Source organism: Pseudomonas sp. LBUM1656, from assembly GCF_059716065.1.
In genome coordinates this window covers 6,292,534-6,319,464 of the sequence record NZ_CP166800.1, presented here as the reverse complement: position 1 = coordinate 6,319,464, position 26,931 = coordinate 6,292,534, and the positions used below count along the sequence as shown (strand labels likewise).

The 26,931-nt window shown below is 59.6% G+C and carries 27 protein-coding genes; 22 read left to right on the top strand and 5 right to left on the bottom strand.

Translation table 11 applies throughout. The features are described from left to right. Positions 1-56: 56 nt before the first annotated feature. The 4 genes from pstB to ACA072_RS28740 all read left to right on the top strand — a co-directional run bounded on the left by pstB (position 57) and on the right by ACA072_RS28740 (position 3,900). Entirely contained in the window at positions 57-890 is an 834-nt protein-coding gene (pstB, locus tag ACA072_RS28755; protein ID WP_010465315.1) for a phosphate ABC transporter ATP-binding protein PstB, read from the top strand. 71 nt (positions 891-961) lie between these two features. Next, positions 962-1,723: a phosphate signaling complex protein PhoU gene (phoU, locus tag ACA072_RS28750; RefSeq protein ID WP_008150055.1), complete on the top strand. Its 762-nt coding sequence runs from the start codon at positions 962-964 to the stop codon at positions 1,721-1,723. Positions 1,724-1,890: 167 nt separating this feature from the next. Next, complete coding sequence (locus ACA072_RS28745) at positions 1,891-2,796, top strand: response regulator (protein WP_497622136.1); 906 nt, start codon at positions 1,891-1,893, stop codon at positions 2,794-2,796. A gap of 207 nt (positions 2,797-3,003) precedes the next feature. Continuing rightward, entirely contained in the window at positions 3,004-3,900 is an 897-nt protein-coding gene (locus ACA072_RS28740; RefSeq protein ID WP_497622134.1) for a peptidoglycan DD-metalloendopeptidase family protein, read from the top strand. A gap of 144 nt (positions 3,901-4,044) precedes the next feature. On the opposite strand, the gene ACA072_RS28735 is transcribed toward ACA072_RS28740, so the two are convergent. The 3 genes from ACA072_RS28735 to phoB form a co-directional block, all read right to left on the bottom strand. Then, positions 4,045-5,385 carry a hemolysin family protein gene (locus tag ACA072_RS28735; RefSeq protein ID WP_438658827.1) on the bottom strand — a complete coding sequence of 447 codons (1,341 nt, stop codon included), beginning with the start codon at positions 5,383-5,385 and terminating at the stop codon, positions 4,045-4,047. 123 nt (positions 5,386-5,508) lie between these two features. Then, positions 5,509-6,795 carry a phosphate regulon sensor histidine kinase PhoR gene (phoR, locus tag ACA072_RS28730; RefSeq protein WP_257605207.1) on the bottom strand — a complete coding sequence of 429 codons (1,287 nt, stop codon included), beginning with the start codon at positions 6,793-6,795 and terminating at the stop codon, positions 5,509-5,511. Between the two features lie 81 nt (positions 6,796-6,876). After that, the gene (gene phoB, locus ACA072_RS28725) at positions 6,877-7,566 is read right to left on the bottom strand and encodes a phosphate regulon transcriptional regulator PhoB (RefSeq protein WP_008150066.1); all 690 of its coding nucleotides are present in this window, start codon (positions 7,564-7,566) and stop codon (positions 6,877-6,879) included. 152 nt (positions 7,567-7,718) lie between these two features. Here phoB and ACA072_RS28720 point away from each other — a divergent pair, with 152 nt between their 5' ends. Then, a complete protein-coding gene (locus ACA072_RS28720) occupies positions 7,719-8,105 on the top strand; it encodes a COG4315 family predicted lipoprotein (protein ID WP_497622133.1) in 387 nt (128 codons plus the stop codon). A 57-nt stretch (positions 8,106-8,162) separates the two neighbouring features. Here the strand turns inward: ACA072_RS28720 and ubiA are convergent, their stop codons facing one another. Beyond that, entirely contained in the window at positions 8,163-9,053 is an 891-nt protein-coding gene (gene ubiA, locus ACA072_RS28715) for a 4-hydroxybenzoate octaprenyltransferase (protein ID WP_497622132.1), read from the bottom strand. Then, positions 9,053-9,616 carry a chorismate--pyruvate lyase family protein gene (locus tag ACA072_RS28710; protein WP_497622131.1) on the bottom strand — a complete coding sequence of 188 codons (564 nt, stop codon included), beginning with the start codon at positions 9,614-9,616 and terminating at the stop codon, positions 9,053-9,055. Before ACA072_RS28710 ends, ubiA begins: the two co-directional genes overlap by 1 nt. 202 nt (positions 9,617-9,818) lie before the next feature. Between ACA072_RS28710 and ACA072_RS28705 the strand changes: the two genes are divergently transcribed. The 17 genes from ACA072_RS28705 to tagH all read left to right on the top strand — a co-directional run bounded on the left by ACA072_RS28705 (position 9,819) and on the right by tagH (position 26,928). Beyond that, positions 9,819-9,986, top strand: a complete 168-nt coding sequence (locus tag ACA072_RS28705; RefSeq protein ID WP_007954349.1) for a rubredoxin — start codon at positions 9,819-9,821, stop codon at positions 9,984-9,986. Positions 9,987-10,008: 22 nt separating this feature from the next. Further along, positions 10,009-11,157, top strand: a complete 1,149-nt coding sequence (locus ACA072_RS28700) for an NAD(P)/FAD-dependent oxidoreductase (protein ID WP_497622130.1) — start codon at positions 10,009-10,011, stop codon at positions 11,155-11,157. A 192-nt stretch (positions 11,158-11,349) separates the two neighbouring features. Further along, positions 11,350-11,625 carry an HU family DNA-binding protein gene (locus tag ACA072_RS28695; protein WP_003213368.1) on the top strand — a complete coding sequence of 92 codons (276 nt, stop codon included), beginning with the start codon at positions 11,350-11,352 and terminating at the stop codon, positions 11,623-11,625. A 651-nt stretch (positions 11,626-12,276) separates the two neighbouring features. Beyond that, complete coding sequence (gene tssA, locus ACA072_RS28690; protein WP_497622129.1) at positions 12,277-13,833, top strand: type VI secretion system protein TssA; 1,557 nt, start codon at positions 12,277-12,279, stop codon at positions 13,831-13,833. Positions 13,834-13,865: 32 nt separating this feature from the next. Further along, positions 13,866-14,381, top strand: a complete 516-nt coding sequence (tssB, locus tag ACA072_RS28685) for a type VI secretion system contractile sheath small subunit (protein ID WP_401354998.1) — start codon at positions 13,866-13,868, stop codon at positions 14,379-14,381. Between the two features lie 26 nt (positions 14,382-14,407). Next, the gene (gene tssC / locus ACA072_RS28680) at positions 14,408-15,883 is read left to right on the top strand and encodes a type VI secretion system contractile sheath large subunit (protein WP_109626782.1); all 1,476 of its coding nucleotides are present in this window, start codon (positions 14,408-14,410) and stop codon (positions 15,881-15,883) included. Between the two features lie 14 nt (positions 15,884-15,897). Then, positions 15,898-16,305, top strand: a complete 408-nt coding sequence (gene tssE, locus ACA072_RS28675; RefSeq protein WP_008150080.1) for a type VI secretion system baseplate subunit TssE — start codon at positions 15,898-15,900, stop codon at positions 16,303-16,305. A gap of 10 nt (positions 16,306-16,315) precedes the next feature. Beyond that, the gene (locus ACA072_RS28670) at positions 16,316-16,822 is read left to right on the top strand and encodes a PAAR domain-containing protein (protein ID WP_497622128.1); all 507 of its coding nucleotides are present in this window, start codon (positions 16,316-16,318) and stop codon (positions 16,820-16,822) included. 4 nt (positions 16,823-16,826) lie between these two features. Then, entirely contained in the window at positions 16,827-17,678 is an 852-nt protein-coding gene (locus ACA072_RS28665) for a hypothetical protein (protein WP_497622126.1), read from the top strand. Next, on the top strand, positions 17,675-18,052 hold the full coding sequence (locus ACA072_RS28660) for a hypothetical protein (RefSeq protein WP_497622124.1): 378 nt from the start codon (positions 17,675-17,677) through the stop codon (positions 18,050-18,052). The genes ACA072_RS28665 and ACA072_RS28660 overlap by 4 nt, the downstream gene beginning before the upstream one ends. Continuing rightward, complete coding sequence (locus tag ACA072_RS28655) at positions 18,049-18,507, top strand: hypothetical protein (protein ID WP_497622122.1); 459 nt, start codon at positions 18,049-18,051, stop codon at positions 18,505-18,507. The genes ACA072_RS28660 and ACA072_RS28655 overlap by 4 nt, the downstream gene beginning before the upstream one ends. A gap of 24 nt (positions 18,508-18,531) precedes the next feature. Further along, on the top strand, positions 18,532-20,319 hold the full coding sequence (tssF, locus tag ACA072_RS28650) for a type VI secretion system baseplate subunit TssF (RefSeq protein ID WP_497622119.1): 1,788 nt from the start codon (positions 18,532-18,534) through the stop codon (positions 20,317-20,319). Beyond that, positions 20,283-21,290 (top strand): type VI secretion system baseplate subunit TssG, encoded by a 1,008-nt coding sequence (gene tssG / locus ACA072_RS28645; RefSeq protein ID WP_222589047.1) that lies wholly within the window; start codon positions 20,283-20,285, stop codon positions 21,288-21,290. The genes tssF and tssG overlap by 37 nt, the downstream gene beginning before the upstream one ends. A gap of 13 nt (positions 21,291-21,303) precedes the next feature. Next, complete coding sequence (gene tssH / locus ACA072_RS28640; RefSeq protein ID WP_497622117.1) at positions 21,304-23,952, top strand: type VI secretion system ATPase TssH; 2,649 nt, start codon at positions 21,304-21,306, stop codon at positions 23,950-23,952. A gap of 10 nt (positions 23,953-23,962) precedes the next feature. Next, a complete protein-coding gene (locus tag ACA072_RS28635) occupies positions 23,963-25,480 on the top strand; it encodes a sigma-54 interaction domain-containing protein (protein ID WP_497622116.1) in 1,518 nt (505 codons plus the stop codon). A 93-nt stretch (positions 25,481-25,573) separates the two neighbouring features. Beyond that, positions 25,574-25,714, top strand: a complete 141-nt coding sequence (locus tag ACA072_RS28630) for a type VI secretion protein (protein WP_430956427.1) — start codon at positions 25,574-25,576, stop codon at positions 25,712-25,714. A gap of 17 nt (positions 25,715-25,731) precedes the next feature. Next, positions 25,732-26,928: a type VI secretion system-associated FHA domain protein TagH gene (gene tagH, locus ACA072_RS28625; RefSeq protein ID WP_497622115.1), complete on the top strand. Its 1,197-nt coding sequence runs from the start codon at positions 25,732-25,734 to the stop codon at positions 26,926-26,928. The last annotated feature ends 3 nt before the right edge of the window (positions 26,929-26,931 follow it).

Genomic DNA, 26,931 nt, shown 5'->3' with positions numbered 1-26,931 from the left:
TGGGCATGCCGCGAAGCGGTGGTCCGAACCGAATTTGTTAGCACAGGGAGCCTCCCATGCAGCACGAAGCACATACCCACGGCATCAACATGTCTGCCCTGGGCCGCGACAAACAGAGCCTGAGCCTTGAACAGGAAACCGTGGCCATCGAAGTACCGGGCCTGAACCTGTTCTACGGCGACAAACAAGCGCTGTACGACGTCAGCCTGAACATCCCGAAACAGCGCGTGACCGCCTTCATCGGTCCGTCCGGCTGCGGCAAGTCCACGCTGCTGCGGACTTTCAACCGCATGAACGACCTGGTCGATGGCTGCCGCGTTGAAGGTGAAATCAACCTGTACGGTCACAACATCTACCGCAAGGGCGAAGACGTGGCCGAGTTGCGTCGCCGGGTCGGCATGGTGTTCCAGAAGCCGAACCCGTTCCCGAAGACCATCTACGAAAACGTGGTCTACGGCTTGCGCATCCAGGGCATCAACAAGAAACGCGTCCTCGACGAAGCGGTCGAGTGGGCGTTGAAAGGCGCGGCGCTGTGGGACGAAGTCAAAGACCGTCTGCATGAATCGGCACTCGGCTTGTCCGGTGGTCAGCAGCAACGTCTGGTGATCGCCCGCACCATCGCCGTAGAGCCGGAAGTGCTGCTGCTCGACGAGCCGTGCTCGGCACTCGACCCGATCTCGACGCTGAAAGTCGAAGAGCTGATCTACGAATTGAAATCGAAGTTCACCATCGTCATTGTGACCCACAACATGCAACAGGCCGCGCGGGTTTCCGACTACACGGCGTTCATGTACATGGGCAAACTGGTGGAATTCGGCGACACCGACACCCTGTTCACCAATCCGGCCAAGAAGCAGACCGAAGACTACATCACCGGTCGTTACGGCTAGGAAGCTGTAGTCGCTCACTGAATTGACGCTGCGGTCCACCGCACCTTACCGGACGCTCCAAGGACGCCAACATGATTAGTAAAGAAGGCCTTACCCATCACATCTCCGCGCAGTTCAACGCTGAGCTGGAGGAAGTTCGCAGCCACCTCCTGGCCATGGGCGGTCTGGTGGAAAAGCAGGTCAATGACGCGGTGACTGCGCTGATCGAGGCCGACTCTGGCCTGGCCCAGCAAGTTCGCGAGATCGACGACCAGATCAACCAGATGGAACGCAACATCGACGAAGAATGCCTGCGCATTCTGGCCCGCCGTCAGCCGGCCGCGTCGGACTTGCGTCTGATCATCAGCATTTCCAAGTCGGTGATCGACCTGGAGCGCATCGGTGACGAAGCGACCAAGATCGCCCGCCGCGCTATTCAGTTGTGCGAAGAAGGCGAGGCGCCGCGCGGTTACGTCGAGGTCCGCCACATCGGCGACCAGGTGCGCAACATGGTTCGCGATGCGCTGGACGCCTTTGCCCGCTTCGACGCCGACCTGGCGTTGTCGGTAGCCCAGTACGACAAGATCATCGACCGCGAATACAAGACCGCGCTGCGTGAGTTGGCAACCTACATGATGGAAGACCCGCGCTCTATCTCGCGCGTCTTGAGCATTATCTGGGTGCTGCGTTCACTGGAGCGGATCGGCGACCACGCGCGCAATATCTCGGAACTGGTGATTTACCTGGTACGTGGCACGGACGTGCGTCACCTGGGCCTCAAGCGCATGAAAGAAGAAGTTGAAGGCACAAGTGGCGAAACCGCTAATGTTCCGGGCAAAGCTGACGATAAGTAAGACTGCCCAAGAAAAACGCCCGGTCCTTTGGCCGGGCGTTTTTTTGTGTGGTTTTCGACTTCAACAGCATCACCCGCGAACGAAAAGTCCCGGCGTGACTGAAGGTTTTTGGCAATGTGCCATCAGCAAAACGGTATGCTTGCCGGGATTTTTTCGAGGGGTGGTGGATGAGCAAGATCAGTGTGTTGGTGGTGGACGATGCGGCGTTCATTCGTGACCTGGTAAAGAAGTGCCTGCGTAACTACTTTCCGGGTATCCGGACCGAAGATGCCATCAACGGCAAAAAGGCCCAGGCCATGCTGGCCAAGGAAGCATTCGACCTGGTGCTGTGCGACTGGGAAATGCCGGAAATGTCTGGCCTGGAATTGCTGACTTGGTGCCGCGAGCAAGACAACCTCAAGACCATGCCCTTCGTCATGGTGACCAGCCGTGGCGATAAAGAGAACGTGGTCCAGGCGATTCAGGCCGGCGTTTCCGGCTACGTCAGCAAGCCCTTCACCAACGAGCAACTGCTCACCAAGGTCAAGCAGGCGCTGAACAAGGTCGGCAAGCTCGACGCCTTGATGAGCGGTGCGCCAACCAAAATGAACTCGGCTTTTGGCAACGATTCCCTGAGCGCATTGACCGGCGGCAAGGCTGCCGTGGTCGCGGCTCCGACACCGGCGGCGGCCCCGTCGCGCGGTTTGCTTAACAGCCCGCCGGTCAAGGCACCGGTCCCTGCTTCCGCACCGGCCAGTGGTCGGGGTCAAGGCCAATTGCGTTTGCCGAGCGGCATTCAGCAATGCGTGATCAAAGCCTTGAGCATCAAGGAAGCGCTGCTGGTGGTGAAGCGCACCGACACATTGCCGCAGGTCCTTGATAGCGCGGTGCTCGACCTGGAGCAGGGTGAGAACGCCGAAGTCGCCCGTCTCAATGGCTACCTGCACGCTATCGTCGCGTTTGAACCCAAACCCGACAGCGACTGGCTGCAACTGACCTTCCGTTTTGTGGATCAGGATGCGCAGAAGCTCGACTACATCTCCCGCCTGATTGCGCGTGGTACGGCGCAGAAGCACTTCGTTCCAGGCGCGTAATCTTCGTCGCCTAGTAGTCCGTCATCGCTAGCAGGCTAGCTCCCACAATTGGAATGCATTCCCCTGTGGGAGCTAGCCTGCTAGCGATGGGGCCCTCAAATTCACCACACATCTGGTGGAACGCCCATTTTGAAACATCTGCCGACTACCCGGGTCCATTGCAGCTGCTAGGCTCCTCCCCAGGCCTTACTCGACAGATTCTTGCCCATGCTCGCGCGCCTGCTGTTTTTCTGTGGTCTGTTCATGGCCTCCACCTCGGCTGTGGCCATGACGATCTACAAGTCCAAAGACGCCAATGGCGTGGTCTCCTACAGCGACCGCCCCACCAAAGGCTCCCAGGTGTTCGTTTTTCGAGATCGCATGGTCGAGCACCTTGAGCGCCAGGTGTACCTCGAGATCAAGAAGCAGAAGGGCGGGGACAACGTGTTCGTGCGCAACGACCTGTACGCACCGGTCGAGATCGAGCTGAGTTTTGCCGGACTGAAAAACGTCAGCGGCGCGCCGAGCCGGCCGATCCGTCGGGTAATGCCGGCTCGCAGCAACATCCGTCTGGCGCTGCTCACGGCGACGAAGGCCGGAAGACCGCTGGCGTACACCCCAAGGTTCCAATATTCCCTGGGCGACCCGTCAGGGGCCGCCATGGCCTATCGGTATCCGTTGCCTTGGCGTGGCGGGCCGTTTCGCCTGAGTCAGGGCAACAACGGCCAGTACAGCCACTTCGGCGCCAAAAACCGTTACGCCATGGACATCGCCATGCCCGAAGGTACACCGATCATTGCGGCGCGTGGCGGAGTGGTGGTGAAAATCGAGAATGCCCAGACCGGGCGCGGCACCGATCCATCGGGCAACTTCGTGCGGGTGCTGCACGATGACGGCACCATGGGCGTGTACCTGCACCTCAAGCAAGGCTCGGTCAGCGTTCGCGAGGGGCAACGGGTAGCGGTAGGAAGTGCGCTGGCACTGTCGGGCAATACCGGCAACAGCAGTGGGCCGCATTTGCACTTCGTGGTGCAACGCAATACGGGGTTGGGGCTGGTGTCGATTCCGTATCAGTTCAATCAACCGGTGGGCAGCCTGCCGAACTTTGCGCTCGGCAAGCAGTGATGTGTTGCCTGTGCTGACGCATTCGCGAGCAAGCCCGCTCCCACACTGGTTTTGTGTCGATCACCTACAAAGGGTTCGACGCAGTTCCAATGTGGGAGCGGGCTTGCTCGCGAAGGGATCGACGCGGTTTAGGCCAGGGACGACTTAATCCAGCATCAACACCTTGGCCAGAATAATCTTCGGCCCTTTCATCTTCTTGATGATGATTCGCAAGCCTTCGACTTCCAGCACTTCTTCCTCTTCCGGCACCCGTTTCAGGGTTTCGTAGATCAGCCCGGCGAGGGTTTCGGCTTCGATGTGGTCCAGATCGATGCCCAGCAGGCGTTCAACCTTGAACAGCGGCGTGTCGCCCCGCACCAGCAGCTTGCCCGGCTGGTAAGCGAGGATGCCGCGTTCAGCCTTGCGGTGTTCGTCCTGAATATCGCCGACCAGCACCTCAAGCACGTCTTCCATGGTCAGGTAGCCGATGATGTTGCCATCGGCTTCTTCAACCAGCGCGAAGTGCGAACCACCTTTGCGGAACTGTTCCAGCAACTGCGACAGCGGCATGTGCCGCGACACGCGCTCCAGTGGTCGGGTCAGCTCGGCGAGGTTGAACGACTCGGGAATGTGGTCCAGGGCCGCCAGTTCCAGTAACAAATCCTTGATGTGTAGCAGGCCGACGAACTCCTGACTGTCGCTGTCATACACCGGATAACGGCTGAACTTGTGGCGACGGAACATCGCCAGGATTTCCTTGAGCGGCGCGTTGAACTCCAGCGTCACCAGGTCTTCCCGGGAGTTGGCCCAGTCGACCACTTCCAGTTCGCCCATTTCCACGGCGGAAGCCAACACACGCATGCCTTGGTCGCTCGGGTCCTGGCCACGGCTGGAGTGCAGGATCAGTTTCAGTTCTTCACGGCTGTAATGGTGCTCGTGATGCGGGCCGGGTTCACCCTGGCCGGCGATCCGCAGGATCGTGTTGGCGCTGGCGTTGAGCAGGTAAATCGCCGGGTACATGGCCCAGTAGAACAGGTACAGCGGCACCGCGGTCCATAGCGACAGCAGCTCGGGTTTGCGAATAGCCCAGGACTTCGGGGCCAGCTCGCCGACCACGATGTGCAGGTACGAAATGATAAAGAACGCCGTGAAGAACGACACGCCTTTGACCACTTCGGCGGACTCGACGCCAACGGCGCTCAGCACCGGTTCGAGGATGTGCGCGAACGCCGGCTCACCGACCCAGCCGAGGCCCAGGGAGGCGAGGGTGATACCCAATTGGCACGCCGAGAGGTACGCATCGAGCTGACTGTGAACGGTGCGCAGGATGTGTCCGCGCCAGCCGTTTTTTTCAGCGATGGCCTCGACCCGGGTCGAGCGCAATTTGACCATGGCGAATTCCGCCGCAACGAAAAAGCCGTTGAGCAAAACCAGGATCAGAGCAAAAAGAATCATGCCGAAATCGGCGAAGAGTGTCGCGAGGGTCAAGCCAGGGGAAGGGTCCATGATGGAGTTTTGCGGGTTCCGTGTATTCGAAAAGGGGGTCGATGCGGTGCCTGAAGGGCAGGCACAAGTCAGCCAATGTAGCGGCTGACTTGATGATTGCCTAGTGGCGAGTGCTGGCCGGTATCAGTCGGCGGTGCTGATGACCCGGGTTTTCGTGACCTGGGCCGGCGCGAAATGGCAGGTAAACGTGCTGCCATGCCCCGGCACACTGCTGATTTCCATCCGCGCGCGATGCCGTAGCAATACGTGTTTGACGATCGCCAGACCGAGGCCGGTGCCTCCGGTGTTGGAGTTGCGGCTGGAGTCGACGCGGTAGAAACGTTCGGTCAGACGCGGCAGGTGTTTGCTGTCGATGCCGATGCCGGAGTCCTGCACGCTCAAGTGTGCGCCTTGCTCATCGCCCCACCAGCGGATGCGGATATTGCCTTCGGCCGGGGTGTATTTCACCGCGTTGAACACCAGGTTGGAAAACGCGCTGCGCAACTCGGCTTCGCTGCCTTTGAGCAGAATCGTCGGGTCGGCTTCCAGGGTGATGCGCTGGTTTTTCTGGCCGGACAACTGCTGGGCATCGCTCGTGATCGATTGCAGCAAGCCGTCGATGGCTACGGGCTGGTTGTCCGACGGGTAATCGGTGGCTTCCAGTTTGGCCAGCAACAGCAAATCGTTGAGCAAGGTCTGCATGCGCCCGCCTTGTTGCTGCATTTGCTGCAAGGCACGGGTCCAGCGCGGGTTCACTTCCTCGACGTTGTCGAGCAAGGTTTCCAGGTAGCCACAGATCACCGTCAGCGGTGTGCGCAATTCGTGGGACACGTTGGCGATGAAGTCTTTGCGCATCTGTTCGAGCTGATGGATGCGCGTCACGTCGCGCACCAGCATCAGGTGTTCATTGTTGCCGTAGCGGGTGATGTACAGCTGAATGCGCAGGCGGTCGTTGATCGGTGACGGGATTTCGAGCGGTTCGGCGTAGCTGTCCTGCTCGAAATATTCCTTGAAGCGCGGATGACGCACCAGGTTGGTGACCGGCTGACCGCTGTCTTGCGGCGTCTTGAGGCCGAGCAGGGTTTCGGCGGCGCGGTTCCACCATTCCAGGTTGCCATCGCTGTCGAGCATGATGACGGCGTCTTTCAGGGCGGCGGTGGATTCCTGGACGCGGTCGATCACCGCTTGCAGACGCCCGCGCACGCGTTGGTCGCGACGTTGAAGGTGGTAGATGCTGTCGAACACTTCACCCCACAGGCCATAGCCGTCGGGCGGTGCTTCGTCGGGTTTGTGCAGGCGCAGCCATTCGTGCAGGCGCAGCAGTTGCTTGAGGGTCCAGGCCAGGTAAAGCCCCAGGCCCGCGGCGAGGCTCCAGCCGTAGTAGCCGGTGATCAGGCCGATCACCAAACAACCGGTCACCAGCAACAACATGTGGCGAATCAGGGTGCCATGCCAGTTCTGGTTCAATTGAACACGCGTCCTTGTCAGCTTGTCGGGCGGGAAAGGTCTTGGTCAGGCTTTGGTCGAAAAGCGGTAACCGGTGCCGCGCACGGTTTGTACCAGATTCTCATAGGCATCACCGAGGGCTTTGCGCAGACGACGGATGTGCACGTCGACGGTGCGCTCTTCGACATACACGTTGCCGCCCCAGACCTGATCCAGCAACTGGCCACGGGTGTAGGCCCGTTCCTGGTGAGTCATGAAAAACTGCAGCAGACGGTATTCGGTCGGGCCCATTTCGGCGGGTTTGCCGTCGATGGTCACGCGGTGGCTGATCGGGTCGAGCAGCAGGCCGCCGACTTCGATCGGTGTCTCGCCGTCGGTTGGGCCGGCACGGCGCAGCACGGCTTTGAGGCGTGCCACCAGCTCACGAGGGGAAAACGGCTTGGTGATGTAGTCGTCGGCGCCGACTTCCAGGCCCTGGATCTTGTTGTCCTCTTCGCCCTTGGCGGTGAGCATGATGATCGGGATGTCCCCGGTCAGCTCATCGCGCTTGAGACGACGGGCCAGCTCGATGCCGGACGTGCCGGGCAGCATCCAGTCGAGCAGGATCAGGTCCGGCTTGCGGTCGACGATGATGGCATGGGCCTGCTGGGAGTTCTCAGCCTCCAGGCAGTCATAGCCGGCCATTTCCAACGCAACGGCGATCATTTCGCGAATGGGCGCTTCGTCGTCGACGATCAGAATGCTCCTGCCAACCATGCCTTAATCCTCTTGTCATTTAACTGTCTTGCGCCGCATTAGATAACGGAATTATTGCAGTCGTGTGACAGTATTTTAGTCGACCGGCGATTGTCATGAACCTGAACTAAGCTTTAAGTCCGAATCCTGACAACCACAAAAGGAAGGTTTCCATGAAGCACATTGCTCAATCCTGGAAGGCATTGTTAGTGACTGCAGCGCTAACGATGCCGACCATGGCCTTCGCCGCCGACCCGGCGATGATGAAGGACGGGATGATGGTCGACCACAAGGGCATGACCTTGTACACGTTTGACAAGGACAGCGGCGGCAAGTCGATGTGTAATGACGACTGCGCCAAAAACTGGCCACCCATGATGGCTCCGGCGGGTGCCACGGCCGCTGGCAAGTGGAGCGTCATCAAGCGCGATGACGGCACGAGTCAATACGCTTACGACGGTAAACCGCTTTACACGTTCGTGAAGGACCAAAAACCCGGCGACATGGTGGGCGACAAAATGAAGGACGTCTGGCACGTTGTTCACGAGTCGCAAAAGTAGCTGACTCAAAGCCTGTAACCGCTGCCGAAGCATTGCGTTCGGCAGCGACTTGGCTGCTCAGCGAGTGGCGTAATCCAGCACAATCCCCACAAAGATTGCCAACCCGGCCCAGTGGTTGTGCAAAAACGCCTTGAAGCAACGCATCCGGTCCTTGCCACGGGTGTACCAGAACTCCCACGCAAAACAGCCCGCCGCCGCCAGTAGCCCGAGGTGGAACCAGCCGCCCAGCTCGAATTTAGAGCCCGCAAGTAGCAGGCAGCCCAGCGCCAACCCCTGCAAGGTCAGGATGATCGCCCGGTCCGCATCACCAAACAGAATGGCCGTGGATTTCACGCCGATCTTCAAGTCGTCGTCGCGGTCGGTCATTGCGTAGTAAGTGTCGTAGCCCACGGTCCACAGCAGGTTGGCAATCCACAGCAACCATGCGGCGGCCGGCAGTTCACCGGTTTCGGCGGTGAATGCCATCGGCATGCCCCAGGAGAACGCCGCGCCCAACACCACTTGCGGGTAATAGGTGTAGCGCTTCATGAACGGGTAACTGAAGGCCAGCGCCAGGCCGCCGAACGACAGCCACACCGTGGCCGCGTTGGTGCACAGCACCAGCAGGAAACTCACGCCCATCAGCAATGCGAAGAACACCAGGGCTTCTTTGGAGCTGACCTTGCCGCTCACCAAAGGGCGCTGTTCGGTGCGTTTCACGTGGCCGTCGACCTTGCGGTCCGCCCAGTCATTGATCACGCAGCCGCCGGCGCGAGTCAGCACCACCCCGAGGACGAAAATCACAATGTTGGCCAGGGATGGCGAACCTTTGCCGGCAATCCACAGCGCCCACAGCGTCGGCCACAGCAGCAGATAAATGCCGATCGGCTTGTCCATGCGGGTCAGCTGAATGAAATCCCAGGCCCGGGGGTTCAAGCGGTTCAGGGACTTGAGCAGGCTCTGGTACATCAGCAGTTCTCCGGGTGGGCGCGGGTGGCGAGCCACAAGGTCGGCAGGAAGATCTCGGCTACCAAAACGCTCAAGGCGCCACGGTCGAAACGCGAGCGACGGCCCCACAGCTCAGGGGCCCGGGACTCCAAGGGCAGCCAGTCCTGAGGATAGTGACAAACCTCGATGGCGCGACGCTGGAATGCCTGATCGCAAAACAGCAATTCGCCCAACGAGCGGCTACCCAGTTCATCCATGTGCAAGCCGTCGTCCTGTAGGGCGCTGCGCGCTGCCACGCTGCGGGCAAACACCCAGGCTTCGCCGTGACCGCGCAAATACACCTCGCGCACCCAGCCTTCGCAGCCTTCCTCCAGTTCCAGCGCGGCACATTCGTCGGCGCGCAGCGGTTGCCAGCCTTCAAACAGCGGCGTGACGCTGAAGCCGTCATTCGACAAACGGATCAGGCGTCGGGTCAGGGAGCCTTCGTCGAACAGCCAGTCGAGGGTAGACGTGTCGGGGAGGGGCGTCAGTTGGCTTTGAGGGAGCCAGAGCGGGGTTGCGGAGGGGGATTTTGAGTGCGGCACAGTGAGTCATTATTGGCAGCAAATGAGGCGGCGAGCTTACCATGTCAGCCAGCGATTTTGATTGATCCGGGCCGCCGTTACGCCGAACAGGCTTGCATCTGCCGGGCTCGATCAGTACAAAACGCCCCTGAGCCGGACGGCATCGCTCCACCTGGCGACCGTCCGCGCCGGCAATAAGCCTGAATCCTGAGGAAGTACCTGAATGAAAAAGTGGCAATGTGTGGTCTGCGGCCTGATCTATAACGAAGCCGACGGCTGGCCGGACGACGGCATTGCGCCGGGCACGCTGTGGCAAGACGTGCCGGAAGACTGGCTGTGCCCGGACTGTGGCGTCGGCAAGATGGATTTCGAAATGATCGAAATCAACTAACAAGACATCAGAGGAGTAAGGAATGAACGCACCTGTCGTGATCGTCGGCACCGGGCTGGCTGGCTATAACCTGGCCCGAGAGTTTCGCAAACTCGATGGCGAAACCCCGCTGCTGCTGATTACCGCCGATGACGGACGCTCCTACTCCAAGCCGATGCTCTCCACCGGTTTCGGCAAGAACAAGGACGCCGACGGCCTGAGCATGGCCGAGCCGGGCACCATGGCCGAACAATTGAAGGCCGAAGTGCGTACGCACACGCGCATCAGCGGCATCGATCCGGGTCACAAACGGCTGTGGATCGGTGAGGAATCGGTGATCTATCGCGACATGATCCTGGCCTGGGGTGCGGAAACCGTGCGGGTGCCCATCGAAGGCGACGCGGCTGATGCGGTGTTCCCGATCAACGACCTGGAAGATTACGCACGCTTCCGGGCCGCCGCGGCGGGTAAGCGCCGGGTGTTGTTGCTCGGTGCCGGCCTGATCGGTTGCGAGTTCGCCAATGACTTGATCGTCGGTGGTTACGAGGTGCAACTGGTTGCACCGTGCGAGCAAGTCATGCCGACCCTGCTGCACCCGGCGGCTGCCGCTGCGATTCAGACCGGGCTGGAAAGCCTGGGTGCGCGTTTCCACCTTGGGCCGGTGCTCAACCGCTTGCAGCGCGTCGCGGACGGTCTGGAAGCGCATCTATCCGATGGTCAGGTGATTCCTTGCGACGTGGTGGTCTCGGCTATTGGCCTGCGGCCACGTATCGATCTGGCGGCTGCGGCCGGTGTGCAGGTCAATCGCGGGGTGGTGGTCGACCGCCTCCTGAAAACCTCCCACGCCAATATCTACGCCCTGGGCGACTGCGCCGAGGTCGATGGGCTGAACTTGTTGTACGTCATGCCCCTCATGAGCTGTGCGAGAGCGCTGGCGCAAACCCTTGCCGGCAACCCGACCGCCGTGAGCTATGGCCCGATGCCGATCACCGTGAAAACCCCGGTCTGCCCGTTGGTGGTTTCGCCGCCACCACGGGGCGCCGAGGGCGTCTGGACCGTCGAAGGGCAGGGCGCGGACATAAAAGTATTGTGCCGTGATACCAGCGGAAAACTGCTCGGTTATGCCCTGACAGGCGCGGCGGTGATGGAAAAACTGGCCCTCAACAAAGAGCTTCCGGCGCTGCTGGCGTAAATACCGGTCGTTCTGTCGGAATCACCCCGCTTTTGCCCCTACAAAGGTCGCGCCGAGACTGGCGCGGCTCTTCCGTGCATGCCATTCTCACTCCCGTCTGCCGCAGAGTAGAGCACCTGCGGCGCTTTGGGCGCTGTTCCAACGAGAACAGCACGGACATAACAACAAAAAACCGTCAAAGGGGCTTCACTAATGCGTAAACCAGAACTCGCCGCCGCCATCGCGGAAAAAGCAGATCTCACCAAAGAGCAGGCCAACCGCGTTCTTAACGCCGTTCTCGAAGAAATCACCGGCGCTCTGCACCGCAAGGACAGCGTGACGCTGGTAGGCTTCGGTACTTTCCTGCAACGCCACCGCGGTGCCCGCACCGGCAAAAACCCGCAAACCGGTGAGCCAGTCAAAATCAAGGCCAGTAACACCGTTGCGTTCAAGCCGGGCAAATCGTTGAAAGACAGCGTTAATCCATAATTGCGGCGAACTCCCTGAATAACGGAGAGAACCGTATTGAAAAATGGGCACACCGATTGAATCGGGTGCCCATTTTTTATGCGCAGCTTTTAGTTCTGTATATGTTTCTTGGACTGTTTAATACAGGTTGGAAAATAACCGTCCACAGGATCCCATTGTTTGCGGCGACCATACAAAAATAATGCTTTATATGAAATGCCATCATTTTGGTGGCACTTTCTTAATGCTCTGTTGTCGGCATTCGTTTTGTTCACAGATGACCGCAATCTTTCGGACCATTCCTACATTCATCCTCCTTTATTGTTGGCATGCTTCACGCCCGGCATTCGCGGGATGCCGGCCACGACTTGAGGAAGGTTTCGTCGGCCGCTCTGCCTCAAGGGTTTCAGGGCTGTCGGCTGGAGCGGTAAATATTAATGCGACATCAGGGAAACCCCTTGCACATATAGGGGGATCTCCTACACGCAATAAACAACAGTTCGTCTTGTTGTTTAATCGGATGCTTGCTAGTGGCCATCATTGTGATTACGATGCGCCCACTTGAAAGAGCACGAACTCAATTGGATGAGATTCATCGCAGCTCTTTGATACTGTCCCGCGCCGCTGCAACTGCAATTGGCGTTCGACCGTAATCCTAAATAAAGGCCATGGATGTCCTACTCAAGCAAACTTTCTGCTCATTACCTTGATCTCGCAAAAGCCTCTGTTTCCAAAGAGAATTTCGCGGGCGAGGACGTTCGCTTTTCGAGCGAATATGAGGCACTGGAAAGCGAGCTGGCGAAAGCCTCGTCCATGCACGAAAGCGGTCAGATCGACTGGCTGAAAATCCGCGAAAACAGCGAAAACCTGCTGCGCACCCAGTCCAAGGATTTGCGGGTCGGCGCCTGGCTGACGTGGGCCTTGTACCAGCGTGAATCCTTTCAAGGCCTGTTGGCCGGCCTCGGTTTGTTGCACCACCTGTGCGAAAACCACTGGGCCGAAGTTCACCCGAACAAGGCCCGTACCCGCTCCGCTGCGATCAGCTGGCTGGTGCCGCGCCTTGAGCAGGTGCTGACCGAAAACGTCGCGATCAAAGAGCAGTTGCCGATGTTCCGGCGGCTGGTCGAACACCTGGAAGGGCTCGATGCCGCTTGCACCGAGCACTTGGGCGACGATGCACCTCTGCTCCTGCCGATCTCCCGCCGCCTGAAAAACATGGTGCAGCGCGCCGCTGACAACCAGCCGGAACCCGGCGTGGTGGGTGCCGCTGTGGCCCAAGTCAAACAGGCCGCCACGCAGCTGTTCACCCCCGGTGCGCCGATCGACAACGAAAAAGAAGCCCACAAAGCCCTGCGCGCCCAGCAGGAAAGCGCCCGTCCGTTGTGTGCCTGGTGGCTCAAGCAGAAAGCCACCGACCTGCGCGCCTTGCGCCTCAATCGCACGTTGCTGTGGTTGCCCATCGACGCGGTGCCTGAGCGTAACGCCGAGCAAATCACCGTGCTGCGCGGCTTGCCCGCCGACAAGCTGAAGGCCTATCAGGACCGTTACGATCAGGCCAAATACGCCGACCTGCTGGTGGAACTGGAGGCGAGCCTGGCGAAGGCGCCGTTCTGGTTCGACGGCCAGCGAATGGTCTGGGAATGCCTTCAGGGCCTGAATGCCGAGATGGCGATGCGCGAAGTGGAAATCCACTTCGCGCTTTTGATTCAGCGCCTGCCCGGCATCATCGAATTGCGTTTCCACGACGGCGCGCCGTTCGCCGATCCGGCCACCCGCGCCTGGATCAGCGCCAACGTCATGCCGCACCTGCAAAGCGCCAGTGCGCCGCGCAAGGTCGAAGTCGCCGACACCCAGCCAGCCTGGGAAGTGGCCCTCGAAGAAGTCCTGCCGATTTTGCGCAAGGACGGCCTCAAGGCCGCCGTGCAGATCCTCAAGCAGGGCCTGCAAAGTGCCCATGGCGGACGCGTCCGATTCTTCTGGCAGTTCGCCCTCGCGCGACTGTGCTTCATGGCCAAGAAGTACGAACTGGCCAAGACCCAACTCGAAACACTCGACCAAACATTACAGGACTCAGGCCTGAACGCCTGGGAGCCCGATCTTGCGCTGGAAGTGCTGCATTTACTGCATAGCTGCTGCGAGTTGCTGCCGCAGAACCATGCCGTACGTGAACGCAAGGAAGAGATTTATCGCAGGCTGTGCCACCTCGATCTCGAAGTGGTACTCGAATAGGCCCCAGGGCCACAACCGCAAGGAGAAAAGCCATGGCCAAAGAAGGCTCGGTAGCCCCCAAGGAACGCATCAACGTCACTTTCAAACCTGCCACCGGTGGTGCACAGGAAGAGATCGAACTGCCGTTGAAACTACTGGCAATCGGTGACTACACCCACCGCAAGGACGAACGCAAAGTCGAAGATCGCAAGCCGATCAGCATCGACAAGATGACGTTTGACGAAGTGCTGGCCAAGCAAGAGCTGAGCCTGACACTGAGCGTGCCGAACCGTCTTCAGGAAGAAAGCGACACTGAAGAACTGGCCGTGAAACTGCGCGTCAACTCGATGAAGGACTTCAACCCGGCCTCGCTGGTCGAGCAAGTGCCAGAGCTGAAAAAACTGATGGAACTGCGCGACGCGCTGGTGGCCCTCAAAGGCCCGCTGGGTAACGCGCCTGCGTTCCGCAAAGCCATCGAAGGCGTTCTCGCCGACGACGAATCCCGCGGTCGCGTACTGGGTGAGCTGGGCCTGAACGCCGCAGCCCAGGACGCCCCCCAGAACGTCTGAGCCACCATCAGTCAAGGAAGCCAACAATGAGCACTAGCGCAGCACAGCAAAAGAGCAAAGAGAACGGCGAATACAGCATTCTCGACAGCATCATCGCCGAAACCCGCCTGACGCCGGACGACGAAGCCTACGACATCGCCAAGCGCGGTGTGTCGGCCTTCATCGAAGAGCTGCTCAAGCCGCAGAACAACGGTGAGCCGGTCAAGAAAGCCATGGTTGACCGCATGATCGCCGAGATCGATGCCAAGCTCAGCCGTCAGATGGACGAAATCCTGCACCACCCTGACTTCCAGTCCCTGGAATCGTCGTGGCGTGGCCTGCAGTTGCTGGTGGACCGCACCAACTTCCGCGAAAACATCAAGATTGAAATCCTCAACGTCTCCAAAGAAGACCTGCTGGACGATTTCGACGATTCGCCGGAAGTGATGCAATCGGGTCTGTACAAGCACATCTACACCGCTGAATACGGCCAGTTCGGTGGTCAGCCGGTTGGCGCGATCATCGCCAACTACTTCATGTCCCCAAGCTCGCCGGACGTGAAACTGATGCAGTACGTGTCCAGCGTTGCCTGCATGTCGCACGCACCGTTCATTGCCGCCGCCGGCCCGAAATTCTTCGGCCTGGAAAGCTTCACCGGCCTGCCGGACCTGAAGGATCTGAAAGATCACTTCGAAGGCCCGCAATTCGCCAAATGGCAGAGCTTCCGCCAGTCGGAAGACTCCCGTTACGTTGGCCTGACCGTGCCGCGTTTCTTGCTGCGCAACCCTTACGACCCGGAAGAAAACCCGGTCAAATCGTTCGTGTACAAAGAAACCGTCGCCAACAGCCACGAGCACTACCTGTGGGGCAACACCGCCTACGCGTTCGGCACCAAGCTGACCGACAGCTTCGCCAAATTCCGCTGGTGCCCGAACATCATCGGCCCGCAGAGCGGTGGCGCGGTTGAAGACCTGCCGTTGCACCACTTCGAAAGCATGGGCGAAATCGAAACCAAGATTCCTACGGAAGTTCTGGTTAGCGACCGTCGTGAATACGAACTGGCCGAGGAAGGCTTCATCTCCCTGACCATGCGCAAAGGCTCCGACAACGCGGCGTTCTTCTCCGCGAGCTCGGTGCAGAAGCCGAAGTTCTTCGGCATCAGCGCAGAAGGCAAGGCTGCAGAGCTGAACTACAAGCTCGGCACCCAACTGCCGTACATGATGATCGTCAACCGCCTGGCTCACTACTTGAAAGTGCTGCAGCGCGAGCAACTCGGTTCGTGGAAAGAACGTACCGACCTCGAGCTGGAACTCAACAAGTGGATCCGCCAGTACGTGGCCGACCAGGAAAACCCGAGCGCCGAAGTGCGTGGCCGTCGTCCACTGCGCGCTGCCCAGATCATCGTCAGCGATGTCGAAGGCGAGCCTGGCTGGTACCGCGTCAGCCTGAACGTGCGCCCGCACTTCAAGTACATGGGTGCCGATTTCACCCTGTCGCTGGTTGGCAAGCTGGACAAAGAGTAAGAGGAGCCTGAGTCATGACTGGATACGGCAGCCTTTTCGAACGCCTGGGTGGCGACGCGGACAAACGCGTCGGCTGGAGCCGCGAGGTCTCCGCCATGGCGTCCGTGGCTGCCCATCTGGCCAAGATGCTCAGCACCCGTGCGGGCAGCGTGCAAACGCTGTCCGACTACGGGCTACCCGATCTCAATGACATGCGTCTGAGCCTGCACGACTCCCTGAGTCAGGCCCGTCTGGCGATCGAAAATTTCATCGAAGCCTACGAGCCACGCCTGAGCAATGTGCGTGTCATCTCCCTGCCGCGTGATCACGATCAGCTTCGCCTGTCCTTCAGCATCGAAGGCCTGCTGGAAGTTGATGGTTTCAAGCGTCAGGTCAGTTTCGCCGCGCGCCTGGATGGCAGCGGTCAAGTCAAGGTCAACTAAGGAGATTCGTATGTCCGGTAAACCCGCAGCCCGCGTATCCGACCCCACCGCTTGCCCGCTCCCCGGCCACGGCACCAACCCGATTGTCGCCGGTTCCGGCGACGTCTTCTTCGACGGCCTCGCGGCCGCCCGCCAAGGCGATGCCTCGGCGTGTGGTGGTGCGATGTCGGGTGGGTTGGCGACGACGGTTTTGATCAACGGCAAACCGGCGGCGACAGTGGATTCGGTTGGGACACATGGCAACAAGGTTACGGCTGGGTCCGGGACGGTGATTATCGGGAATTCGCATTCGCCGGTGCCGTTTGTGGCGCCAGAGCCTGTGGTTATTCCTGGGGTATTTAATCGTGTTTTTTCGTTCCAGACGGCAGATGGGCAGTCGGTCTCCAACTTGAATTACAGGATGCTTTCTGAAAGCGGAATAGAGAAAGTAGGGTGTTCAGCAGCAGATGGCGCCACTGGGTGTTTTTCAACCGGCAAGCAAAGCGAAATAGTCACCATCTACGTTGCGTCGGAGTAATAGCGTGGAAACCACTATTGTCATCGGCGGTGTTGCTCATGTTTTCGAAACTTCCGACGGGAAGACGGAGCTGAAAATAAAGGCGGAAACGACGCCTAGTAAGGACAAAAAGCCAAAAGTACTTCCAATACCTAATGTCTGGCTGGTAACCAGGGGTAATGGAGTGCCGCTCTTTGCTCTTGAACCAGCACCGACAGATATTCAGTTCAAGATTCTGACAGCTGATAAATTGTATGAAGCAAAGCGCCAATGGTTTGAACCTTTGGCGGATAATTATAGAAAAAAGATATGGATTAACCCGGAATCTCTTTCGGTTGGCTCAGAATCTTATAGCGCGTATAAGCATTTTACTTGGGCTCAACTTATTAAGTTCGCGATAGTAGATCGGATGTCGATTAGCTTCGCACCGACTATGCCCGGTGACTGGAAGCACAGCCCTGAAGGTGGGGCCGGCTTCATATTGGTAATGATTGAAGGTGAGCCTTATTGGGCCGATGGCGTAGGGCAAATCCCGTTTGCTACCGACACCTATCGTCTTTATCTGGAAGAAACCAATCAGCCTGAAGCTTCTATCCTGAAGACAGTTGATACCGGCATTAAATATGGTGATGGCATTCCTATTTTTCCTAAGGAGGACCTTACTAATGAATATGATAATTATATGGTGCTGCGTGGCGCGCTTTGGGCTTCGGAAAACTTCGATGTTCATGTGGAAAAGGTAAGAGTGTTCGCAGGTCGCATGGGTTATCGCGAAAAAATTGTAACAAATACGCTATATCGGGGGGCATCAGATCAAAAACTTAAAAGCTCCATTACTCAGGAATCAGTAAGTAAGTATGGAGTGTGGAAAAAATGATGACGAGGGTGATGGTGGCGTTACTTGTCCATTTTGCTGCTTGCGTGGCATATGTAGTGCTTAATTATTATGGTGTTTCGCTATACAAGTATTTGTTTGGTGGGTTGACCTCCCGTGGTGTATCCATCGGGATAGCTATGTATTTGGTCTTTTATCTGTTCGTTATTGTGAACTTGATTGTGGCGTTGGTTCCGAAAGTTTCAATTAAGTCGATTGTTGTTTGTTTTATGGTGGCGGCAATATTGATCTATCTGCTGCCTCTTTATCCGGTGCGTGCTGTTGCGTACAGCATATTGACTGGGGGTTTGACCGCTTTGGCAATCTTTGTTTCTGGAAAGGCGGAAAAATTAATATTACAGCGGCGCGGAAGATGAGAACTGAAAAATGCGAAAGGGGGGCAGACCCGACTATCCCCAATCTAATTTTTTTCAGGGCCGCTCTCTGGTCTCCGCTCTTGGTGATGTTGGCTTTGACACTGGTCGAGCAGGGTACCGGATACGCGGCGGTTCTGGATTGGCAGCAAATGATGTTGATCTACGTTCTCTCATTCGGAATCCCGGCCTACATCGCCTTTGCCCTGTGGGCAACGCGAGTACTGAATGGAAAAACCGAACAGCAAATTTTAAGAAGTGTGTGGCGCGCACCGCTGACGTTCATCCCTTTTTACGCCGCTCCTTGGATGATATGTGGGTTGGCCTTTGTTCTTCTGGGGAACGTTGCCGGGTTCCCGATGATGTTTGGCTGGCTGGCTTTTCTGCCGTACCTGCTCATCGCCGGTTACGTAGTTGCCGGTCTGACAGTCGCGCTCTACAGGACAGTTTTTTCATGAGATCCACCACCAGGCAGGTACCCCGTGTCCTTTAACCACTACTACCAAAGCGAACTCACCGCACTTCGCCAGTTAGGTCGTCGATTCGCCGAGCGTAGCCCGGCGTTGGCGCCTTTCCTGGGTCAGGCCGGGCGGGATCCGGACGTGGAGCGGTTGCTGGAGGGTTTTGCGTTCCTGACCGGGCGCCTGCGGCAGAAGCTCGACGACGAACTGCCGGAACTCAGCCACTCGCTGATGCACCTGCTATGGCCCAACTACATGCGGCCGCTGCCGGCGTTCAGCATTTTGCAGTTCGATCCGTTGAAACGCTCGGGTCCGGCGCTGATGGTCGAGCGCGATACGCCAGTCGAGAGCGTGCCAATCGATGACGTGCGGTGCCGCTTCCGCACCTGCTACCCCACCGAAGTCTTGCCGCTGGATCTGGCGGCGCTGAATTACTCGGTGAAGGGCGACGGTTCGCTGTTGAGCCTGCGTCTGGAGATGAGTGCTGACGGTCACCTCGGTGAGTTGGAACTGAGCCGCCTGCGTCTGCACTTCGCGGGCGAGCGTTACATCAGCCAGATGCTTTACCTCAGCCTGCTGCGCAATCTGGAAGGCATCGAACTGATCCCGCTGGACGGCGCCGGCAAGCCCATCAACGGCGTCAACGGCCTGCCGATGGCGTTCAAGATGCCCGGCGACCGTGTGCAGCCGGTGGGTTTTGCCGAAGAAGAAGCGTTGATCCCGTATCCGCTGAACACCTTCCGTGGCTATCGCTACTTGCAGGAATATTTCGCCTTCCAGGACAAGTTCCTGTTCGTCGACGTCAACGGCCTGGACATGCTCAAGGCGTTGCCGGAAGACACGTTGAAGCAAATGCGCGGTCTCGAATTGCGCTTCGACATTCGCAAGAGCGGCATCATGCGCATGCGTCCGACGCTGGACAACGTGAAGCTCTACTGCACGCCGATTGTGAATCTGTTCAAGCACGACGCCTTGCCGATCCGCCTCGATGGCAAGCAAGACGAATACCTGCTGCTGCCCGCCGAATTCGATCTGCAGAACTGCGGCGTGTTCTCGGTGGAAACCGTCACGGGATGGAAGCCCGGCGGTCTCGGTTATCAGGAATACGTGCCGTTCGAATCCTTCGAGCACGACCCGAGTTTCGACGTGCCCAACAGCCGTCCGCACTACAGCATCCGCCAGCGTTCGTCGCTGTTGCACGACGGCCTCGACACGTACCTGAGCTTCGGTATCCGCCACACCGAAGCTCACGAAACCCTGTCGATCGAGCTGATGTGCACCAACCAGAACCTGCCCAAAAAGCTCAAGCTCGGCGACATCAGCCAGGCCTGTGAAGAGACGCCGGAGTTCCTGAGTTTCCGCAACATCACCCCGGCCACGCCCAGTTATGCGCCGCCGCTGAATCGCGACTTCCTCTGGAAGCTGATCAGCAACATGTCGCTCAACTACCTGTCGCTGGCCGACGTCAACGCGTTGAAGGTGATTCTGGAAACCTACGACCTGCCGCGCTACTACGACCAACACGCTGAAAAAGTCAGCAAGCGCCTGTTGGGTGGGCTCAAGTCGATCAAGCACCAACACGTCGACCGGTTGCACCGGGGGTTGCCGGTTCGCGGGTTGCGCACCGAGCTGACCATCGACCCGGAAGGGTATATCGGCGAGGGCGACCTGTTCGTTTTCGCCTCGGTTCTTAACGAGTTTTTCGCGCTTTACGCCAGTCTCAATTCGTACCACGAGCTGCGGGTAAAAAGCACACAGGGAGAGGTGTACCAATGGACACCACGTATGGGCCTTCAGCCGCTTCTTTAAGCGGACTGACCCGAGGAATACGCGAGTACTCGCTGTTTCAGGCCGTGCTGCTGGTGGTTGACCGGCTGCGCGAGGCCCACCCGCACCTGAGCCAGGACGATCTGTACGACCAGCTCGAATTCCAGGCCAACCCGAGCCTGGGTTTCCCGGGCAGCGACGTCGATCGCGTGGAGTTTTTCCACGAGCACGGGCAGATGCGCGCGCGCCTGCGTTTCAACCTGATCGGCCTGGTCGGCTCCGGTTCGCCGCTGCCGGCGTTCTACGGTGAACAAGCCCTGGGCGACAGCGAAGACGGCAACCCGACCCGCAACTTCCTCGACCTGTTCCACCATCGTCTGCAACGGCTGATGCTGCCGATCTGGCGCAAGTACCGCTACCGCGCCAGTTTCGAAAGTGGCGCGCTTGATCCGTTTTCGGCGCAGCTGTTTGCCTTGATCGGCCTCGGCGGTGAAGAGATCCGCAAGGCTCAGGAACTGAACTGGAAACGCCTGCTGCCGTACCTCGGTCTGCTCAGCTTGCGGGCGCACTCGGCGGCGCTGATCGAAGCGGTGCTGCGTTACTACTTCAAGCACGCCGAACTGACCATCGAGCAGTGCATCGAGCGCCGCGTGGAAATCCTCGACGAGCAGCGCAATCGTCTGGGCCGCGCCAACAGCCTGCTCGGCGAAGACCTGGTGCTGGGCGAACACGTGCGCGACCGCAGCGGCAAATTCCGCATCCACATTCGCGAACTCGACTGGCAACGCTTCCACGAATTCCTGCCGATCGGTTTCGGCTACCAGCCGCTGTGCGCGCTGGTGCGGTTCACCCTGCGTGACCCGCTCGATTACGACATTCGCCTGGTGTTGCGCCAGGAAGAAATCCGCGAACTGCGCATCGGTGAGCAAAACGCCTGTCGCCTGGGATGGACCAGTTGGCTGGGCCGCGAGAAAGCGGACGGCGTGGTGACCCTGGGCAGCAAAATTCATTAAGGACAGATGACCAATGATCAACGTAGACCTGCAACAACTTATCCAGGCGCTGGACGCCGAAACCCGTCGTGATCTGGAAAGTTCGGCCGAGCGTTGCGTCGCCCGGGGCGGCAGCAAAATCCTCGTCGAAGACTTGCTGCTCGGCCTGCTGGAGCGCCCGCAAGGCTTGCTCGCACGCGCGCTGCAAGATGCCGAAGTGGATGCCGGTGAGCTGAGCGCCGCGTTGCAATCGCGGGTCGAGCACAGCGCGTCGCGCAACCCGGTGTTCGCCCCGGAACTGGTGCAGTGGCTGCAAGATGCGTTGCTGGTGGCCAACCTTGAACTGGGCCAGAGCCAGGTCGAGCAAGCCGCGTTGATCCTCGCGCTGCTGCGCAACCCGATGCGCTACGCCGGCAGCCGCTACCAGTCGTTGCTGGCCAAGCTGAACATCGAACGCCTGAAAGAATTCGCCCTGTCGCAGAAAGAGCAACCGGCCACCGGCAAACCGGCCGTGCCCGGCGAATCGCTGCTGGAGCGCTTCACGCATAACCTCACTCAACAGGCCCGCGACGGCAAACTCGACCCGGTGCTGTGCCGCGATGGCGCGATCCGGCAGATGGTCGACATCCTCGCCCGTCGCCGCAAGAACAACCCGATCGTGGTCGGTGAAGCCGGCGTCGGTAAAACCGCGATCGTCGAAGGTCTGGCCTCGCGCATCGCTGCCGGCGAAGTGCCGCAAGTCTTGAAAGGCGTGGAGCTGCTGTCCCTGGACATGGGCCTGTTGCAGGCCGGCGCCAGCGTCAAAGGTGAATTCGAACGCCGCCTCAAAGGCGTGATCGACGAAGTTAAAGCCTCGCCGAAACCGATCATTCTGTTCATCGACGAAGCGCACACGCTGATCGGTGCGGGCGGCAATGCCGGCGGTTCCGACGCGGCCAACCTGCTCAAGCCAGCCCTGGCCCGTGGCGAGTTGCGCACCATCGCCGCCACCACCTGGGCAGAGTACAAAAAATACTTCGAAAAAGACCCGGCCCTGGCCCGTCGCTTCCAGCCGGTGCAACTGCACGAACCGACCGTCAGCGAAGCGGTGACCATCCTTCGTGGCCTGGCTCAGGTCTACGAGAAAAGCCACGGCATCTACCTGCGCGATGACGCGGTGGTTGCAGCGGCCGAACTGTCTGCGCGTTACCTCGCAGGCCGTCAGCTGCCGGACAAAGCCGTCGACGTCCTCGACACCGCGTGCGCCCGCGTCCGCATCAGCCTCGCCGCCGCCCCGGAAAGCCTTGAGCGCCTGCGTGGCGAACTGGCTGAAGGTGGACGACAGCGTCAGGCCCTGCGCCGTGATGCCGAAGCCGGTTTGCTGATCGATCACGAAGCGCTGGACGCTTTGGAGGATCGCTTGGCTACCGCCGAAGAGGAAAGGGTCGCACTGGAAACCCTGTGGACCGAACAGAAAGAACTGGCTGAACGCCTGCTGGATCTGCGTCAGCAACTGGCCAAAGCCCGCGAAGCGGCTGCCGCCGAGCCGACCATCACGGTTGAAGAAGACGCCGAAGGCACCGTGATCGAAACGCTGCCGGTGGACGAAGCGCATAGCGTCGAAACCCTGGAAGCCGCGCTCAACGACACTCACAAAGCGCTGACCGAGCTGCAAATCAAAGAACGCTTGGTGAGCTTTGAAGTGTGCCCGCGTCTGGTCGCCGAAGTGATCAGCGCCTGGACCGGCGTGCCATTGGCGCAACTGGCTCGCGAGCACAACGCCAAGGTCGCGAGCTTCGCCACCGACCTGCGCACGCGCATTCGTGGCCAGGAACAAGCCGTTCACGCACTCGACCGCTCGATGCGTGCCACCGCTGCCGGCCTCAACAAACCGGACGCACCGGTCGGCGTGTTCCTGCTGGTCGGTCCGAGCGGCGTCGGCAAGACCGAAACCGCACTGGCCCTCGCTGACTTGCTGTACGGCGGTGATCGTTTCATCACCACCATCAACATGTCCGAGTTCCAGGAGAAGCACACCGTCTCGCGCCTGATCGGTGCGCCGCCGGGCTACGTCGGTTACGGCGAAGGCGGCATGCTCACCGAAGCCGTGCGCCAGAAGCCGTACTCGGTCGTGTTGCTCGATGAAGTCGAGAAAGCTGATCCGGACGTGCTGAACCTGTTCTACCAAATCTTCGACAAAGGCGTGGCCAACGACGGCGAAGGGCGCGAGATCGATTTCCGCAACACGTTGATCCTGATGACCTCAAACCTGGGCAGCGACCGCATCAGCGAGCTTTGTGAAAACGGCGCACGCCCATCGGCCGAAGTCCTCGAAGAAACCATTCGCCCGGTGCTCAGCAAGCACTTCAAACCGGCGCTGCTGGCGCGGATGCGGGTGGTGCCTTACTACCCGGTCGGTGGCCCGGTGCTGCGCGAGCTGATCGAAATCAAACTCGGTCGTCTGGGCGAGCGTCTGAACCGTCGTCAGCTGGATTTCACTTACTCGCAAGACCTGGTCGATCACCTGGCCGAACGTTGCACCCAAAGCGACAGCGGCGCGCGTTTGATCGACCACTTGCTGGACCTGCACGTGCTGCCGCTGGTGGCCGACCGCTTGCTCGACGCGATGGCCACTGGTGAAAACCTCAAGCGTGTCCACGCGACGCTCGACGGCGGCGCCAGTGTGACGTGCGAGTTCGCCTGAGGTGGGTGTGATGTTCACTCAAGTGCCGCAACCGCTGGTCTATGCCGAAGCCTTGCTGGCGCAGTTCGCCAGCCTGTCGCGCGCGGCGGACGGTGCTGCGCTGCTGGGTGACTTCGTGCGCGGGTTGGCCGAGCTCAGTGGTTGCGAATTGACGCAGCTGTACCTGCTGGACGCGACCCACACCTGCCTGGGGATGAACGCCGAGTGCCTCAACGGCATCCTGCAACCCCGTGAAGCGGAGAGCCTGCCGGCGGATTACAACGGTGAACAACTGCTGCAATTCGCCCTGTGCCAGAACCGCGTGGTGAGCCTCAGCGAGTTGAGCGGCAGCCTGCACGAAACCAGCTTCCTGCCGCCACAGGCCACGCCTTGGCAGTCGCTGTTGTGCGTGCCGCTGGTCAATCAGCAGAAGGCCGTCGAAGGCTTGCTGCTGTGCGCCAGTCGCCGGCACATCGACCTGCAAGGCTTCGCCGATTCCCTCGGGCAACTGGGTTCGTTTGTGCTGGGTCAGTTGCATTTGCTGCAACGTCTGCGTCAGCCGACCGGTGACGTACGACCGATGAAGGTCAGTGTCCCAAGCGCCAGCGGTTACGGCCTGATCGGCAAGAGCAAGGCCATGCGCCAGACCTACTCCCTGATCAGCAAAGTCTTGCACAGCCCGTACACCGTGCTGCTGCGGGGCGAAACCGGCACCGGCAAGGAAGTGGTCGCACGCGCCATCCACGACTGCGGCCCGCGCCGTTCCCAGGCGTTTATCGTGCAGAACTGCGCGGCGTTCCCCGAAAACCTGCTGGAAAGCGAGCTGTTCGGCTACCGCAAAGGCGCGTTCACCGGCGCCGACCGCGACCGTGCCGGGCTGTTCGATGCTGCCAACGGCGGCACCTTGTTGCTGGATGAAATCGGCGACATGCCGTTGTCCTTGCAGGCCAAGTTGCTGCGCGTGTTGCAGGAAGGCGAGATTCGTCCGCTGGGTTCCAACGACACCCACAAGATCGACGTGCGCATCATCGCCGCGACCCACCGTGATTTGTCGGTGCTGGTCAGCGAAGGCAAATTCCGCGAGGACTTGTACTACCGCCTCGCGCAATTCCCGATCGAGTTGCCGGCCTTGCGTCAGCGCGAAGGCGACATCCTCGACCTGGCCCGGCACTTCGCCGAGAAGGCTTGCTCGTTCTTGCAACGGGACGCGGTGCGTTGGTCCGATGCGGCGCTGGATCACCTGTCCGGTTATGCCTTCCCCGGCAACGTGCGCGAACTCAAAGGTCTGGTCGAACGTGCAGTGCTGCTGTGCGAGGGCGGCGAGTTGCTGGCCGAGCATTTCTCCCTGCGCATGGAAGCCATGCCGGAAGACAACAGCCTGAACCTGCGCGAACGCCTGGAGCAGGTCGAACGCAGCCTGTTGCTCGATTGCCTGCGCAAAAACGACGGCAACCAGACCCTCGCCGCCCGCGAACTCGGCTTGCCACGGCGCACGCTGCTTTATCGCCTCGGGCGCCTGAATATCAACCTGGGTGATTTCGATGGCTAGGCAACTGACCGTCGATTTCACCTCATCCGCTTCTAACAGCGCCGCCCAACCGGGTCGGCGCTTTGTGCTTTGTCTACCCATGGAGACCCTCTGATGCCTGTTCGTCACTGGCAAGCCGTCCTGCTGGCCCTCGTCGTTTTATGCGGCCTCGGCGGCTGCAGCGGCAATTACAAATACAACGACAACACCTATCGCCCATTGGGTGATCCGCAGGCGGTCAATCGCGGCAAGTGACCGCAAGGAGTATCACCATGGAACTGGTTTTCGAAATGCTGAACACCAAGCAGTTCGTGCCCACGGATTTGTGCCAGAAGACCTTCAAGCAAGCCGGTGGCGTGATTGGCCGGGGTGAGGATTGCGACTGGATCATTCCCGACCGCAAGCGTCACCTGTCCAACCACCACGCCGTGATCAGCTACCGCGAAGGCACGTTTTTCCTGACCGATACCAGCAGCAACGGTATTCAGGACAGCGAAAGCGGCGCACGCCTGCGCAAGGGCGAAGCGATGCGTATCGAGCACGGCAGCGTGTACGTGCTGGGTGATTTCGAGATCCGTGCGCGACTGGTGCGCGACCCGGCGACCTTCGACGTGGAAGTCGGCCGTCCGCAAGCGGCGGGTAGCATCATTCCTGATGACGCGTTTCTCGATCTCGATCCGCTGAACGCCCTTGATCAGCAAGAGCGCGTGTACTCGGAAATCGAAGAGTTGATCACCCCGAGCACCACCATCGAGGACACCCGTCAGCGTGCCGACTACGCCCGCATCGACATGGAAAGTCTGATGGTGCCGGAGCTGATCAACGCTCCGGCAGAGCCAGCACCCGCGCCACCGCCCAAAGCGGTCGAGCGTCAAAGTGAAGGTTTCTGGGAGCACTTCGGTGCCGCGTTGGGCGTGGACCTCAAAGGCCTCGACCACGACGCCCGCGAAGCACTGGCGCTGAACGCTGCACGCCTGCTCAAGCAAAGCGTCGGCGGTTTGCAGCAGAGCCTACGCACCCGCAGCGAACTGAAAAACGAACTGCGCCTGGCCCAGACCCTCGTTCAAGGCACCCACAAAAACCCATTGAAATTCGCCGTCGATGCCGGTGAAGCGCTGGGCATTTTGTTGCAGCCGAACAAGCCGGGTCAGTTGCCGGCCGAGCAGGCGATCTCTCGCTCCTTCCGTGATTTGCAGGCGCATCAGGTTGCCTTGCTGACCGCCAGCCGCGCCGCCGTTCGCGGCACGCTGGATCACTTCTCGCCAGAGCAGTTGACCTTGCGCTTCGAGCGCGACAACAAGCCGATTCTGGCCACATCCGGCAGCCGCTGGAGAGCGTACGGCCGTTATCACCAGGCCCTGCGCCAGGACGATGACTGGAGCGAGCGCCTGCTGGCCCGCGACTTTGCCCAGGCTTACGAAGAACAGATCCGCCTGATTTCCACCCTTCACACCGACCACCAAGGATGATGC

What these genes read in the sequence shown, in the direction of transcription:
- tssE (WP_008150080.1), top strand. Translation starts at nt 15,898, where the DNA reads ATGACTGGATACGGCAGCCTTTTCGAACGCCTGGGTGGCGACGCGGAC.
- ubiA (WP_497622132.1), bottom strand. Translation starts at nt 9,053, where the DNA reads ATGTACCAGAGCCTGCTCAAGTCCCTGAACCGCTTGAACCCCCGGGCC.
- ACA072_RS28720 (WP_497622133.1), top strand. Translation starts at nt 7,719, where the DNA reads ATGAAGCACATTGCTCAATCCTGGAAGGCATTGTTAGTGACTGCAGCG.
- tagH (WP_497622115.1), top strand. Translation starts at nt 25,732, where the DNA reads ATGGAACTGGTTTTCGAAATGCTGAACACCAAGCAGTTCGTGCCCACG.
- pstB (WP_010465315.1), top strand. Translation starts at nt 57, where the DNA reads ATGCAGCACGAAGCACATACCCACGGCATCAACATGTCTGCCCTGGGC.
- ACA072_RS28635 (WP_497622116.1), top strand. Translation starts at nt 23,963, where the DNA reads ATGTTCACTCAAGTGCCGCAACCGCTGGTCTATGCCGAAGCCTTGCTG.
- ACA072_RS28660 (WP_497622124.1), top strand. Translation starts at nt 17,675, where the DNA reads ATGATGACGAGGGTGATGGTGGCGTTACTTGTCCATTTTGCTGCTTGC.
- ACA072_RS28700 (WP_497622130.1), top strand. Translation starts at nt 10,009, where the DNA reads ATGAACGCACCTGTCGTGATCGTCGGCACCGGGCTGGCTGGCTATAAC.
- tssC (WP_109626782.1), top strand. Translation starts at nt 14,408, where the DNA reads ATGAGCACTAGCGCAGCACAGCAAAAGAGCAAAGAGAACGGCGAATAC.
- tssG (WP_222589047.1), top strand. Translation starts at nt 20,283, where the DNA reads ATGGACACCACGTATGGGCCTTCAGCCGCTTCTTTAAGCGGACTGACC.
- tssA (WP_497622129.1), top strand. Translation starts at nt 12,277, where the DNA reads ATGTCCTACTCAAGCAAACTTTCTGCTCATTACCTTGATCTCGCAAAA.
- phoR (WP_257605207.1), bottom strand. Translation starts at nt 6,795, where the DNA reads ATGTTGTTGCTGGTGACCGGTTGTTTGGTGATCGGCCTGATCACCGGC.
- tssB (WP_401354998.1), top strand. Translation starts at nt 13,866, where the DNA reads ATGGCCAAAGAAGGCTCGGTAGCCCCCAAGGAACGCATCAACGTCACT.
- ACA072_RS28745 (WP_497622136.1), top strand. Translation starts at nt 1,891, where the DNA reads ATGAGCAAGATCAGTGTGTTGGTGGTGGACGATGCGGCGTTCATTCGT.
- ACA072_RS28740 (WP_497622134.1), top strand. Translation starts at nt 3,004, where the DNA reads ATGCTCGCGCGCCTGCTGTTTTTCTGTGGTCTGTTCATGGCCTCCACC.
- ACA072_RS28705 (WP_007954349.1), top strand. Translation starts at nt 9,819, where the DNA reads ATGAAAAAGTGGCAATGTGTGGTCTGCGGCCTGATCTATAACGAAGCC.
- ACA072_RS28630 (WP_430956427.1), top strand. Translation starts at nt 25,574, where the DNA reads ATGCCTGTTCGTCACTGGCAAGCCGTCCTGCTGGCCCTCGTCGTTTTA.
- ACA072_RS28655 (WP_497622122.1), top strand. Translation starts at nt 18,049, where the DNA reads ATGAGAACTGAAAAATGCGAAAGGGGGGCAGACCCGACTATCCCCAAT.
- phoU (WP_008150055.1), top strand. Translation starts at nt 962, where the DNA reads ATGATTAGTAAAGAAGGCCTTACCCATCACATCTCCGCGCAGTTCAAC.
- phoB (WP_008150066.1), bottom strand. Translation starts at nt 7,566, where the DNA reads ATGGTTGGCAGGAGCATTCTGATCGTCGACGACGAAGCGCCCATTCGC.
- ACA072_RS28670 (WP_497622128.1), top strand. Translation starts at nt 16,316, where the DNA reads ATGTCCGGTAAACCCGCAGCCCGCGTATCCGACCCCACCGCTTGCCCG.
- ACA072_RS28695 (WP_003213368.1), top strand. Translation starts at nt 11,350, where the DNA reads ATGCGTAAACCAGAACTCGCCGCCGCCATCGCGGAAAAAGCAGATCTC.
- tssH (WP_497622117.1), top strand. Translation starts at nt 21,304, where the DNA reads ATGATCAACGTAGACCTGCAACAACTTATCCAGGCGCTGGACGCCGAA.
- ACA072_RS28735 (WP_438658827.1), bottom strand. Translation starts at nt 5,385, where the DNA reads ATGGACCCTTCCCCTGGCTTGACCCTCGCGACACTCTTCGCCGATTTC.